Source organism: Agrobacterium sp. 22-223-1, from assembly GCF_053522385.1.
The window spans coordinates 256594-269891 of sequence record NZ_JBNWCN010000006.1 but is presented as its reverse complement, the minus strand read 5'-3'; the positions used below and the strand labels follow the sequence as shown (position 1 = coordinate 269891).

Here is a 13298-nt window from a genome sequence, read left to right as displayed (position 1 = left end):
TTTGTTCGACGCAATGGCAAGATTGTTGCGTCCGCAAACCGACAGAACGGCAGTCCGATGAAATTTCTCGATGAAGCAAAAGTCTATATCAAGTCCGGTGACGGTGGCGCGGGCGCCGTTTCCTTCCGGCGCGAAAAATTCATCGAATTCGGCGGTCCTGACGGTGGCGATGGCGGACGCGGCGGCGATGTCTGGGTTGAGGTGGTCAACGGCCTCAACACGCTGATCGACTTCCGTTTCCAGCAGCATTTCAAGGCCTCCATCGGACAGCACGGCATGGGCAAGACCCGCACCGGCGCCAAGGGTTCGGATGTGGTGCTGAAGGTACCCGTCGGTACGCAGATATTCGAGGAAGACAATGAAACGCTGATCGTCGATCTGACGAAGGAAGGCCAGCGCTTTCGTCTTGCCGCCGGCGGCAATGGCGGTTTCGGCAATGCCTATTTCAAGTCGTCGACCAATCAGGCGCCCACCCATGCCAATCCGGGCCTTGCCGGCGAGGAAAAGACGGTCTGGCTTCGCCTGAAACTGATCGCCGATGCCGGTCTCGTCGGTCTGCCCAATGCGGGTAAATCCACGTTCCTTGCGACGGTCACCCGTGCGCGGCCGAAGATCGCCAACTATCCCTTCACCACCCTTCATCCGAACCTGGGCGTCGCGACCATCGATGGCCGTGAATTCGTGTTGGCCGATATTCCCGGTCTCATCGAAGGCGCGCATGAGGGTGTGGGCATCGGTGACCGTTTCCTTGGCCATGTGGAGCGTACCCGCGTGCTTCTGCATCTCGTTTCCGCGCAGGAGGAGAAAGTCGGCAAGGCCTATAAGACTGTTAAGGCCGAGCTGGACGCCTATGGCGGCGGGCTGACCGACAAGCCGGAAATCGTGGCGCTGTCGCAGATCGACGTGCTGGATGAAAAAGAGCTGAAAAAGAAGGCCAAGGAACTGGAGAAGGCCTGCGGTCGTCCCCCGCTACTTCTCTCCGCTGCTGCCCATATCGGCATGACGGAAGCGCTGCGCGCCCTTCGCGATGTCATCGTCTCGGCGAGCAATGGTGGCGAAACCGCCCTGCCCGACCGGTCGATGCCGCATGAGGACAGCGAGGCCGAGGAAGAGGACGACCGTCTATGAGCCTGACGCGCAAGCCGCTGGCGAGCCATCACCGGATCGTCATCAAGATCGGATCGGCGCTTCTGGTGGACCGGAAGACCGGTCTCAAGAAAGACTGGCTCGACGCCATCTGCGAGGATATCGCCGCGCTGAAGAAAAACGGTGCGGATGTACAGGTTGTGTCTTCGGGCGCCATCGCGCTTGGCCGCACCGTGCTTGGCCTGCCTTCCGGTGCATTGAAGCTGGAAGAAAGCCAGGCGGCGGCGGCTGTCGGCCAGATCGCGCTGGCGCGGGCATGGTCGGAAAGCCTGTCGCAGCATGAGATCGTCGCTGGCCAGATTCTTCTGACGCTCTCCGATACCGAAGAGCGTCGCCGTTATCTCAATGCGCGCGCCACCATCAACCAGTTGCTGAAGATCGGCGCCATCCCGATCATCAATGAAAACGATACCGTGGCGACCACCGAGATCCGTTATGGTGACAATGACCGTCTGGCGGCGCGTGTGGCGACCATGACCGGCGCCGATCTTCTGGTGCTGCTTTCGGATATTGACGGGCTTTACACGGCTCCGCCGCATCTCGATCCCGACGCGAAATTCCTTGAGACGATCGCCGATATTACGCCCGAAATCGAGGCCATGGCAGGCGGTGCGGCATCCGAGCTTTCACGCGGCGGCATGCGCACCAAGATCGATGCGGGCAAGATCGCGACCGCTGCCGGCTGCGGCATGATCATCGCTTCCGGCAAGACGCTTAATCCTTTGAAGGCTATTGAAAACGGCGCGCGCTCCTCATGGTTTGCGCCTTCAGGTACGCCGGTGACGGCGCGCAAGACCTGGATTGCCGGGCAATTGCAGCCGGCCGGCGAAATCCATGTGGATGCCGGTGCGGAAAAGGCTCTTTATGCCGGAAAAAGCCTGCTTCCGGCGGGTGTGCGACTGGTGAAGGGCAATTTCGGCCGTGGTGATGCAATCGCCATTATCGGTGCGGAAGGCCGTGAAGTCGCTCGTGGTCTTGCGGGTTACGATGCTGAAGAGGCGCGTCTTATCATCGGTCACAAGTCCAACGAGATCGAGGCGATCCTTGGTTATGTCGGGCGGGCGGCCATGATTCATCGTGACGATCTGGTGATGACGGGCGCTGCCATCAAAGTTAAAAATGCAAAGAAGGATGAGGTCCATGCCTGAACAGGCCGTGAAGCAGAGCCATGATATTGACGCGTTGATGATGACCATCGGCGCTCAGGCGAAAGCTGCTTCGCGACCGTTGTCCATCGCCGGCACAGACCAGAAGAACCGCGCGCTGCTTGCCATGGCCTCCGCCATCGAGGCATCCAGGGATGCGATCCTTGCCGCCAACAGGAAAGATCTGGTCGCCGCGGAAAGCGCAGGCCTTGCCGTTTCCTTCGTGGACAGATTGACCCTCAACGATGCAAGGATCGCCGGTATTGCCGAAGGCATCCGTTCGGTTGCGGCGCTGCCCGATCCGGTCGGTGAAGTCATCGCCGCCTGGGATCGTCCGAATGGGCTGAAGATCGAGCGCGTGCGCACACCGCTCGGCGTCATCGGCGTGATTTACGAAAGCCGACCGAATGTGACGGCGGATGCCGGCGCTTTGTGCCTCAAGGCGGGCAATGCCGTCATCCTGCGCGGCGGCTCGGATTCGCAACATTCATCGCGTGCTATCCATGCCTGCCTCGTGGAAGGCCTGAAGATCGCCGGTCTTCCCGAGCATGCCATTCAGCTGGTGCCGGTGACCGATCGCGCCGCTGTCGGCGCGCTTCTGAGTGGATTGAACGGCACGGTTGACGTCATCGTGCCGCGCGGCGGCAAAAGCCTCGTGGCGCGGGTACAGTCGGAAGCCCGTGTGCCGGTCTTCGCGCATCTGGAAGGCATTTGTCATGTCTACATCGACAAATCGGCCGATGTCGACATGGCGAAACGTATCGTCGTCAATGCCAAGATGCGCCGCACCGGTATTTGTGGGGCGGCCGAAACGTTGCTGGTGGATGCCGCTGCCGTTTCCACGCATCTTACGCCGCTCGTCAAAGCCTTGATCGAAGCCGGCTGCGAAGTACGCGGTTCGCAGGCCGTTTGCGATGTGGTGGCGGGTCTCACGCCAGCAACGGAAGAGGACTGGCGCACCGAATATCTCGATGCGATCATTTCCGTCGCCGTGGTGGAGGGTATTTCGGGCGCGATCGAACATATCGGCACCTATTCGTCCAACCACACCGAGGCGGTGATCGCCGAGGATCCCGATGTGGTCGCGCGTTTCTTCAACGAACTCGATTCGGCTATTCTACTGCATAATGCCTCGACGCAGTTCGCGGACGGCGGCGAATTCGGCATGGGTGCTGAAATCGGCATTGCCACGGGCAAGATGCATGCGCGGGGCCCGGTCGGCGTCGAGCAGCTTACCTCGTTCAAATACCGGGTGCATGGCACCGGCCAGACACGGACCTGATATTTGCCGGCTGACAAGCGCCTCGACAGACGTTATCTCACCATGCCGCATGTGGAGCGCGGCATGGTCGTCGGCCTGTTCGGTGGTTCTTTCAATCCGCCGCATGCGGGTCACGCGCTTGTGGCCGAGATTGCGCTGCGCAGGCTCGGTCTCGACCAGCTCTGGTGGATCGTCACACCGGGCAACCCGCTGAAAAGCCGTTCGGAGCTGGCGTCTCTGGAAGATCGTATCGCCGCCTGCGAAAAGCTGGTCCACGACCCGCGCATCAAGGTGACGGCCTTCGAAAAATCACTGGGGATGAGCTATACGGCCAATACGCTTGCCAAGGTGAAGGCGAAGAATCCGCATGTCCGTTTCGTCTGGATCATGGGAGCGGACAATCTGAAAAGCTTCCATCGGTGGCAGAAATGGCGGCGGATCGCCGAGACATTCCCGATTGCCGTGATCGATCGGCCAGGCTCCACGCTCTCTTATCTTTCCTCCACCATGGCGCAGGCCTTCAGCCATGCACGGGTGGATGAGGACGATGCTGGCGTTTTGTGGAAAAAAGCGGCCCCTGCCTGGGTTTTCATTCACGGTCCGCGCTCCACGCTCAGCTCCACGGCGCTTCGCAACGGTCGTAAATGACGCCTTCGATCACAAATGATGTATGTGCCGGGTGTCGAAGGGTCCATATCTTGAAAAGTTAATGCTTTGATGCCACCTTCATTATGTGACGCAGAGAATCGCGTCGCCAGTACCTGTTTTGTCATTCTTGGAAAGGAAAACCTCTGACAACAGTACACGCCAAGGGAAGAGCATTTGTTGCTATCCCGAAGGGCCAGGACAGTGGCGCCGATGCCGCCGGCCATGCCCTCGAAACCGTCCTCGCGAGCCTCGAGGACTCCAAGGCTGAAGATATCGTCTCTCTCAACATTGCCGGAAAATCGGCGCTTGCGGACTACATGGTCGTGGTCTCCGGGCGGTCGAACAGGCATGTTTCGGCGATTTGCGAGCATCTTCTCAAGGACATGAAGGATGAAGGGTTCGGAAACGCCCGCGTCGAAGGTCTCGAGACCGGAGACTGGGTGCTGATCGATACCGGCGACATCATCGTTCACGTGTTCCGCCCGGAAATCCGCGCCTTCTACAACATTGAAAAAATGTGGGCGACGCCGGACATGCCGGAAGAGACGCTGCATTGATGCGGTGAGCCTTTGAGCGAGTGCATCGCTTTTGCCGAAGATCATATCTGACTTCGGAAACGGTGCCTCTGGCCGGAAATCAGACCGGCCGCATAGGAATCCGCAGGCTATGCTGTTAAGAGCGTGATCCTGTTGGGTCACGACGAATGCAGGTTTGCGATGCGGATTTCAATTTTTGCGGTGGGACGGCTGAAATCCGGCCCCGAAAAGGATCTTGCGGCCCGTTATATCGAGCGCCTGGCAAAGACCGGCCCGGCGATCGGGTTGGAGTTTTCGCGGGTGATCGAGGTTGCCGAAAGCCGCGCTTCCAATGCGGAGACCCGCAAGCGCGAAGAAGCCGCGATGCTGGAGAAACATCTGGCCGATGGTGCTGCCCTCGTGCTGCTGGACGAGCGCGGAAAGGCGCTTGATAGTCCTGCCTTCGCTTCATTTTTTGGCGATCTGCGCGATAGCGGCAAGCGAGACCTCGTGATCGCCATAGGCGGAGCCGATGGGCTCGATCCCGCGCTTTACGACAAGGCGACGGCCGTTCTCAATCTCGGCAAGCTGACATGGCCGCATCAGATCGTTCGTATCCTGATCGCCGAGCAGCTTTACCGCGCTGTCACGATCCTCTCCGGTCATCCCTATCATCGCGTTTGATCGGGTTTCGATTCGGATAATTGTCTCAATTTCAACATGAAGCTCCGCGACACCGCTGACAGCGCACGGCTTTGGCGGCGGCCTTTCCAGGGCCTCTTGGAAGATCGCGGCAAAATCCCTAATATCGGCGCTTCTGCTTCGGCATCAAAGAAAGTTCACATGGACAACAGGCCTCAACGAAAACGGCACGCTGCCCTTGCGGGCGCGGTTATTGCTGCTTTCGTCATGGGCATCGGTCCGACCTATTCGCGGGACGATGCGGGCGCCGTTCCGGCCGCAGGCGATGATTCGTCGCCGGATGCGCTGCAAACGCTGGAGAAGCGCCGCGACCAGAACCGGCAGGATCTGGAGGAGCTGGTCGACAGCATCGGTCTTTCGGAAGACAAGACAAGGAAGCTTGAGGAAAGCATCGCCTCCCTCAATCAGGACAGCGCCCGCATCCGGGAAGAGCTGATCGCATCGGCTGCCCGGCGTAAGGCGCTGGAAACCAAGATCAGCGACGGTGAGGATCGCCTGGCCAAGCTTTCGGTGCGCGAGGATGGCGTCAAGGCGTCGCTGCGTGAGAGGCGCGGCGTGCTGGCGGAGGTTCTGGCGGCGTTGCAGCGCATGGGCCGAAACCCGCCCCCCGCCCTTCTCGTCTCGCCGGAGGATGCGCTGGCGTCCGTGCGAAGCGCCATTCTTCTCGGCGCTGTCGTGCCCGGCATTCGCGGTGAAACCGACAAGCTGGTCGCCGCTCTCAAAGAATTGACTGATCTGAGGCAGGCAATCGCTCGCGAAAAGGACGATCTTACGGGTATGATGACGGCAAGTCTGGAAGAGGAAAAACGTCTCGACCTGCTGATTGTCGAAAACGATCGCAAGAATACCCAGACGGCGACAGAGCTGGAGGCGGAACGCAAGCGATCCGAAGAGCTTGCGAGCAAGGCGACGAGCCTCGAGGGGCTGGTCAGTTCGCTTGAAGGCGAGATTACCTCGGTGCGGGAGGCGATGGAAAAGGCGCGGGCGGAAGAGCAGCGTCTGGCCCGTCTTTCGGAGGCGGAACGCGAAAAGGAGCGGGCCGCGGCCGAGGCTGGAATGCCTGATAAAAACCGTATTGCGCCCGCATATCCCTTCGCGAGTTTGAAGGGAAAGCTGGAGGTTCCGGTTGCGGGCGAGGTGCTGCGGCGCTTCGGCGATGCGGATGGAACGGGCCACTTTTCCAAGGGAATTGTCGTCGCGAGCGGACCGGAAGCCATCGTGACGGCGCCTGCAGACGGCTTCGTGGTGTTTGCCGGAGATTTTCGCAGTTATGGCCGGATGATTATCCTCAATACGGGTGATGGATATCATGTGGTGATGACGGGCATGGACAATGTGAGGACGCGGCAGGGAATGTTCGTGTTCTCCGGAGAGCCCATCGCCTCCATGGGTGCAAAAAGAGTAGCGAGTGCAGCAGCATTGGCGCTGGAAACCGACAGGCCAACGCTCTACATTGAGTTCAGGAAAGATGGTGTACCGGTTGATTCTCAACCGTGGTGGACCGCAAAAAATACCGGAAGGGCGCACAATGATTCGTAAGGTTTCGCTTCTCCTTATCGGTGGGCTTATGGGCGCCACGGCGATGAGCGTGATTTATTCGGCGAGCATGCCGGCACAGGCGGCCGGGCCTTCGACCTATAAGGAACTGTCGATCTTTGGCGATGTGTTCGAGCGCGTGCGCGCACAATATGTGACGCCGCCGGATGACGAGAAGCTGGTGGAAAACGCCATCAACGGCATGCTGAGTTCGCTCGATCCGCATTCGAGCTTCATGAATGCCAAGGATGCCAACGACATGCGCACCCAGACCAAGGGTGAATTCGGCGGTCTCGGCATCGAAGTGACCATGGAGAACGAGCTCGTCAAGGTCATTACGCCGATTGACGATACACCGGCTTCCCGCGCAGGCATTCTCGCCGGCGACTTCATTTCGGAAATCGACGGTACGCCGGTTCGTGGCCTGAAGCTGGAGCAGGCGGTAGAAAAGATGCGCGGCGCGGTCAAGACGCCGATCAAGCTGACGATCATCCGCCAGGGCGCCGACAAGCCGCTCGAATTCACCGTCATGCGCGATGTCATTGCCGTTCGCGCGGTGAAGTCCCGCGTCGAGGGCGACAATGTCGGTTATCTGCGCGTCATCTCCTTTACCGAGAAGACCTATGACGATCTCGAAAAGGCGATCAAGAAGATCAAGGCGGACGTGCCGGCCGACAAGCTGAAGGGTTATGTGCTCGACCTTCGCCTCAATCCGGGCGGTCTGCTCGATCAGGCGATCAATGTCTCCGACGCCTTCCTCGAACGTGGCGAGGTCGTTTCGACCCGTGGCCGTAACCCCGACGAGACCCGCCGCTTCAACGCGACGGCAGGCGATCTGACCGATGGCAAGCCGGTAATCGTGCTCGTCAACGGCGGTTCGGCTTCGGCTTCGGAAATCGTTGCCGGCGCCCTGCAGGATCTGCGCCGTGCCACCGTGGTCGGCACGCGTTCCTTCGGCAAGGGTTCGGTCCAGACGATCATTCCGCTCGGCGAGGCGGGCGCGCTGCGCCTGACCACGGCGCTCTATTACACGCCGTCGGGTAAATCGATCCAGGGTACGGGCATTGAGCCTGACATCAAGGTGGAGCAGCCATTGCCGCCCGAGCTGCAGGGCAAGGTGACCACCGAAGGTGAATCCGGTCTTTCCGGCCACATCAAGGGCCAGAGCGAAACCGACGAAGGTTCGGGTTCCTCCGCTTATGTTCCGCCGGAAGCCAAGGACGACATCCAGCTCAACTATGCTCTGGACCTGTTGCGCGGCACCAAGACGGATCCGTCTTTCCCGCCGAACCCGGAAAAGGCTGTGGTCAACAAGCAGTAAGATAGTGCGCCGGTCAGCCGGCGCATTCCATCTATTGCCCAACCGTTTGGACGGATCGTTCATTGCCTTCGGACCTGCGAAAACCACTTCTGGGTCGTCAGAAAAAAGGCGCCGGTATCAACCGGCGCTTTTCCGTCATTATGGCTCTGTCGGTGCTTGCGGTTTTCTCAATCGGCGGCCTGTCCGTCTATACGGCGCTTTCGCCCGGCAATTTGCAGAAGACGGCGAGCGGGCCGGATGCACAGCCTCAGCTTGCCGAAAAGACACCTGAAACCCCAGCGGCCAAGGCAACGGCGCCCGCTGACGCTGCCGCTCTGCAGCCGCAAAGCGGGCGCTCCGGCGCCAACATTAATCGTGAGACAATGCCTGATGGCAATGTCGTATCGGTTTACTCTCCCCGCCCTCGCGAGGGTGATGGGCCGGTGCTGATGAGCGGCCAGACCTATGGTCAGGATCCGCGCATGGCGACGCGACCCAATGAGGAACTGCTGGAAGAAACTGCATTCGGCAGATTGCCGGTTGTCGGTGCGGACGGTTTGCTGCCGATGGAGCAATATGCGCGGCCCTGGTCTGGCGCACGCGGCACCCGGGTGGCGATCGTGGTCGGCGGGCTGGGTCTCAGCCAGACGGGGTCGCAAAAAGCGATCCGGGAGCTGCCGCCGGAGGTGACGCTCGGTTTTGCCGCCAGCGGCAACAGCCTGCAGCGCTGGATGCAGGAAGCGCGCCGACAGGGACATGAAATCCTTCTGCAGATACCGCTTGAGCCTTTCGGTTACCCCGGCACCAATCCCGGCCCGGACACCCTGCTGGCGGGTGATCCCGCCAAGGTCAACATCGACCGGCTGCATCGCTCCATGGCGAAGATCACCAATTACACCGGCATCATGAATTATCTCGGCGGGCGTTTCCTTGCCGAGCAGGCGGCGCTGGAGCCGGTAATGCGCGACATCGGCAAGCGTGGCCTGCTGTTTCTGGATGACGGCTCTTCGGCGCAGTCGCTGAGCGGCGGCATTGCCAAGGCGATTTCCGCGCCACAGGGTTTTGCCGATATTCTGCTCGACGGCGAAGTCACCGAAGCTGCCATTCTGCGCAAGCTGGACGAACTGGAACGAATTGCACGGCGGAACGGCCAGGCGATCGGCGTTGCTTCGGCTTTCGATGAAAGCGTTGCCGCGATCTCCAAATGGTCGCGCGAGGCTGGTGGGCGCGGCATCGAGATTGTCGGTGTTTCTGCGCTTGTTTCCGGGCAGGCAGGGCAGTAAACCTTGCGTGCGGCCATTTCTGGCGCTCAGACAGTGCGGGTTTCCCATGACAATCAAAGCAGAAGATTTGCCTTATCGTCCCTGTGCGGGAATTATGGTGTTGAATGCCGAAGGGCTTGTCTGGGCAGGCAGGCGCATCAAGGAAGGCAATTCCGAATATGATGGCTCACCGCATCTGTGGCAGATGCCGCAGGGCGGCATCGATGACGGTGAGCGGCCTTTGACGGCCGCCATTCGCGAACTCTACGAAGAAACAGGCATGAAAACGGTGAGCCTGCTTGCGGAGGCGAGCGACTGGATTCACTATGACCTGCCACCTGAACTGATCGGTATCGGCCTCAGGGGCAAATATCGCGGGCAGGCGCAGCGCTGGTTTGCGTTCCGTTTCGAAGGCGACGAAAGCGAGATCCAGATCGATCCGCCGCCGACCGGGCACACCGCCGAATTCGACGCATGGGACTGGAAGCCGATGGAAAGCCTGCCGGAGCTCATCGTGCCGTTCAAGCGCGCGGTATACGAGCAGGTCGTGGCGGAGTTCCAGCACCTTTCCGGCAAATAAAAAAGGCGGCCAAGGCCGCCTTTTCTGTCCTGTCGCCAGTGCTTATTCCGCTTCGTTGGCGGAATCGGCGTTGAGCTGGCCGTATTTTTCCTCGCCGATCTTGCCGAGCAGTTCGAGCTGGGTTTCGAGAAAGTCGATATGGCCTTCCTCGTCGATCAGCAGTTCTTCGAAAAGCTTCATGGAGACGTAGTCTCCGGCCTCATAACAGATATCACGCGATTTCTTGTAGGAGGTGCGGGCGTCATATTCGCCGGCGAGGTCGGATTCCAGAACTTCCTTGACATTCTGGCCGATGCGCAGGGGCGCGACGGTCTGAAGGTTGGGATGGCCTTCAAGGAAGATGATGCGTGCGACCAGCTTGTCGGCGTGCTGCATTTCCTCGATGGATTCAGCACGTTCCTTTTTGGCGAGCTTCGTGTAGCCCCAGTCTTCCAGCAAACGATAGTGAAGCCAGTACTGGTTTACCGCACCGAGTTCGAGAAAAAGGGCCTCGTTAAGCCGCTCGATGACTTTTTTGTCGCCTTTCAATGTCCGCTCTCCTGTTCTCTTCATGGAATTGTTTCAGGCGGGACATAAAATCAAAAACATCGGCCTCAGTCGAGTGGCGACGGGCATGATATTCTTCGGTGGTTTTGATGATCAGGTCGACAACGGTGGGGAAACAGCCGCAACAGCGACCGCGTTTTTCCATGGCGTGATACACTTTTGCAGGAACGATGAGCTGCCAACAGTCCTCGTCGAGGAGCTCGTTGATGACGTCCCGGATATCGTGATCGGTGATGTAATTGCAGCTGCAAACCAGCATGATGGACTGCCTGTATGACGCAACACGTTGTTTTCGTTCTTAAACCAAAACAGGACAGCAAATGTCAAGAAAAACCTCTTAATGAGTCGCCAAGGATTTTCTAGACTCATTCTAAACTATACAAAAACTATCGTATTTTCATTAGTTTAGGATGCGCGTCATTCCAGTGTTTCATCTTCAAGTTTTTGTGCGCGGCAAAATTATCGAAGCTGCGATCACGGAAAGTTTACTGAGTTCAGGCGGCCAGGAAGGCAGGATCAACGGCCTCAGGCGAAATATTGTCCGCCATTGGCCGTCATGGTCGAACCGGTGATGAAACCCGCCTCGTCGGAAACCAGAAACAGAACGCAGCGCGCGATTTCTTCCGGCTCACCCAGCCGTCCAACGGGAATTTGCGGCACGATCCGCTCAGCCAGAACCTTCTCCGGTATAGCTCTCACCATCTCCGTGCCGATATAACCGGGGCAGATGGCGTTGACGGTGATATTGCGGCTGGCGCCTTCCTGGGCGAGCGCCTTGGTGAAGCCGATATCGCCCGCTTTCGAGGCGGAATAATTGGCCTGTCCCGCCTGACCTTTCTGGCCATTGATGGAGGAGATGTTGACGATGCGGCCAAAGCCGCGGTCGCGCATGCCCGGCCATACGGGGTGGGTCATGTTGAACACGCCGGTGAGGTTGGTGTCGATCACCTCGCGCCATTGCTGCGGCGACATTTTATGGAACATCGCATCGCGGGTGATGCCGGCATTGTTGACGAGCACCTCGACGGGACCGAAGGTCTCTTCTACCCTGGCTATGCCATTGACGCAGGCGTCATAGTCGCGCACGTCCCACTGAAAAGCGGGGATGCCGGTTTCTTTCTGGAATGCTTCCGCCCTGTCCGTCGTGAAGGCGTAATTGACGGCCACCCGGTAGCCGGCCGCCTGCAGGGCGCGGGCGATTGCGGCGCCTATGCCGCTCGTCCCGCCGGAAATCAACGCAACCCGGCTCATATCGGCCTCCATGACCTGTCATTGAAGCGCCTGCATATGCGAGGATGCTTCCATATCTTGCAGAACTTGTTCGTCGTGCTCACCGGCCACAGAAATGCGGCCAATGGGAGACCGCTTCTACCCTATTGCGCGCTGAACCGGAATTGCTTTTTGGCAAGTCGTGTGGCGGTTTCAGAGTGCTTCGATGCACATGGCGACGCCCATGCCGCCGCCGATGCAGAGCGTTGCAAGACCCTTGGACACGTTACGGCGGCGCATTTCGAAAATCAGGGTGTTGAGGACGCGCGCGCCGGAGGCGCCGATCGGATGGCCGATGGCAATCGCCCCGCCATTGACATTGACGATGGCAGGATCAAGGCCAAGTTCGCGCACCACGGCGCAGGACTGGGCCGCAAAGGCTTCGTTGGCTTCCACAAGACCAATATCGCTGATCGACCAGCCGGCTTTGGCCAGGGCCTTGCGGGAGGCGGGGATGGGACCGGTGCCCATGATCTGCGGATCGACACCCGCCGTCGCCCAGGAGGCGATACGGGCGAGCGGCCTGATACCGCGCTTTCCTGCTTCCTGTTCCGACATCAAAAGCGTGGCGGCGGCGCCATCGTTCAGACCGGAGGCGTTGCCGGCCGTGACCGTCCCTTCCTTGTCAAAGGCGGGGCGCAGCTTGGCCATGGTTTCCAGCGAAGCCCCGGCGCGGATATGCTCATCTGTATCAATGACGATATCGGCCTTACGGCCCTTCACCGTGAAAGCCACGATCTCATCTGCAAAACGGCCGGCGCTTTGCGCGGCTTCGGCCTTGTTTTGCGATGCGACGGCGAATTGGTCCTGCTCGTCGCGGGAAAGCTGCCATTGGCGGGCGATGTTTTCAGCGGTGATGCCCATGTGGTAGCCATAGAAGGCGTCGGTAAGGCCATCTTTCAGCATGGTGTCGATCATCTTGAAATCGCCCATCTTCACGCCGCCGCGCAAATGGGCGCAGTGGGGAGCCATGGACATGGATTCCTGCCCGCCGGCAATGACGATGTTTGCGTCGCCGGTCACGATCTGCTGCATGCCGAGGGCCACGGCGCGCAGGCCAGAGCCGCAAAGCTGATTGAGGCCGAAGGCGGTCGCTTCCTGTGGAATGCCGGCCTTCATGGCAGCCTGCCGCGCCGGGTTCTGTCCCTCGCCTGCCGTCAGGACCTGACCGAGAATGACTTCATCGATTTCGTTTGCCGCGACACCGGCGCGCTCCAGCACGGCGCTGATGACGGTCGCCCCGAGTTCATGGGCTGGCGTATTGGCGAAGTGGCCGTTGAAAGAGCCGACGGCTGTGCGCGCGGCGCTGGCAATCACGATTGAAGGCAGGGTCATCAGTTTTCTCCTCACTTGCGGGCGGAGACTGGCAAAGCTTTCAATACAAGTCA

General features: G+C 59.6%; 14 protein-coding genes. 10 read left to right on the top strand and 4 right to left on the bottom strand.

The window, feature by feature from the left end; translation table 11 throughout:
* Positions 1 to 57: 57 nt before the first annotated feature.
* The 10 genes from obgE to ACQZ60_RS22110 all read left to right on the top strand — a co-directional run bounded on the left by obgE (position 58) and on the right by ACQZ60_RS22110 (position 10095).
* Positions 58 to 1128 carry a GTPase ObgE gene (gene obgE / locus ACQZ60_RS22155; protein WP_035265258.1) on the top strand — a complete coding sequence of 357 codons (1071 nt, stop codon included), beginning with the start codon at positions 58 to 60 and terminating at the stop codon, positions 1126 to 1128.
* Positions 1125 to 2294, top strand: coding sequence for a glutamate 5-kinase (gene proB / locus ACQZ60_RS22150; RefSeq protein WP_035265256.1), 1170 nt, complete (start codon positions 1125 to 1127; stop codon positions 2292 to 2294). Before obgE ends, proB begins: the two co-directional genes overlap by 4 nt.
* The gene (locus ACQZ60_RS22145) at positions 2287 to 3573 is read left to right on the top strand and encodes a glutamate-5-semialdehyde dehydrogenase (RefSeq protein ID WP_035265253.1); all 1287 of its coding nucleotides are present in this window, start codon (positions 2287 to 2289) and stop codon (positions 3571 to 3573) included. The genes proB and ACQZ60_RS22145 overlap by 8 nt, the downstream gene beginning before the upstream one ends.
* A gap of 42 nt (positions 3574 to 3615) precedes the next feature.
* The gene (locus ACQZ60_RS22140; RefSeq protein ID WP_051671949.1) at positions 3616 to 4200 is read left to right on the top strand and encodes a nicotinate-nucleotide adenylyltransferase; all 585 of its coding nucleotides are present in this window, start codon (positions 3616 to 3618) and stop codon (positions 4198 to 4200) included.
* A 113-nt stretch (positions 4201 to 4313) separates the two neighbouring features.
* Positions 4314 to 4757 (top strand): ribosome silencing factor, encoded by a 444-nt coding sequence (gene rsfS / locus ACQZ60_RS22135; protein WP_035236703.1) that lies wholly within the window; start codon positions 4314 to 4316, stop codon positions 4755 to 4757.
* 159 nt (positions 4758 to 4916) lie between these two features.
* Positions 4917 to 5399 carry a 23S rRNA (pseudouridine(1915)-N(3))-methyltransferase RlmH gene (rlmH, locus tag ACQZ60_RS22130; protein ID WP_035265250.1) on the top strand — a complete coding sequence of 161 codons (483 nt, stop codon included), beginning with the start codon at positions 4917 to 4919 and terminating at the stop codon, positions 5397 to 5399.
* A gap of 159 nt (positions 5400 to 5558) precedes the next feature.
* Positions 5559 to 6956: a murein hydrolase activator EnvC family protein gene (locus tag ACQZ60_RS22125; protein ID WP_035265283.1), complete on the top strand. Its 1398-nt coding sequence runs from the start codon at positions 5559 to 5561 to the stop codon at positions 6954 to 6956.
* A complete protein-coding gene (locus tag ACQZ60_RS22120; RefSeq protein WP_035265249.1) occupies positions 6946 to 8274 on the top strand; it encodes a S41 family peptidase in 1329 nt (442 codons plus the stop codon). Before ACQZ60_RS22125 ends, ACQZ60_RS22120 begins: the two co-directional genes overlap by 11 nt.
* A 62-nt stretch (positions 8275 to 8336) precedes the next feature.
* Positions 8337 to 9536 (top strand): divergent polysaccharide deacetylase family protein, encoded by a 1200-nt coding sequence (locus ACQZ60_RS22115; RefSeq protein WP_020811991.1) that lies wholly within the window; start codon positions 8337 to 8339, stop codon positions 9534 to 9536.
* Positions 9537 to 9582: 46 nt separating this feature from the next.
* Positions 9583 to 10095 carry an RNA pyrophosphohydrolase gene (locus tag ACQZ60_RS22110; protein ID WP_020811992.1) on the top strand — a complete coding sequence of 171 codons (513 nt, stop codon included), beginning with the start codon at positions 9583 to 9585 and terminating at the stop codon, positions 10093 to 10095.
* Positions 10096 to 10137: 42 nt separating this feature from the next.
* On the opposite strand, the gene bfr is transcribed toward ACQZ60_RS22110, so the two are convergent.
* The 4 genes from bfr to ACQZ60_RS22090 all read right to left on the bottom strand — a co-directional run bounded on the left by bfr (position 10138) and on the right by ACQZ60_RS22090 (position 13245).
* The gene (gene bfr / locus ACQZ60_RS22105) at positions 10138 to 10623 is read right to left on the bottom strand and encodes a bacterioferritin (protein ID WP_003520274.1); all 486 of its coding nucleotides are present in this window, start codon (positions 10621 to 10623) and stop codon (positions 10138 to 10140) included.
* Positions 10589 to 10900 carry a (2Fe-2S)-binding protein gene (locus ACQZ60_RS22100; RefSeq protein ID WP_003505234.1) on the bottom strand — a complete coding sequence of 104 codons (312 nt, stop codon included), beginning with the start codon at positions 10898 to 10900 and terminating at the stop codon, positions 10589 to 10591. The genes bfr and ACQZ60_RS22100 overlap by 35 nt, the downstream gene beginning before the upstream one ends.
* Positions 10901 to 11166: 266 nt before the next feature.
* Positions 11167 to 11892 (bottom strand): acetoacetyl-CoA reductase, encoded by a 726-nt coding sequence (phbB, locus tag ACQZ60_RS22095; RefSeq protein WP_003520276.1) that lies wholly within the window; start codon positions 11890 to 11892, stop codon positions 11167 to 11169.
* 171 nt (positions 11893 to 12063) lie between these two features.
* Positions 12064 to 13245 (bottom strand): acetyl-CoA C-acetyltransferase, encoded by a 1182-nt coding sequence (locus ACQZ60_RS22090; RefSeq protein WP_035265247.1) that lies wholly within the window; start codon positions 13243 to 13245, stop codon positions 12064 to 12066.
* Between the last annotated feature and the right edge of the window lie 53 nt (positions 13246 to 13298).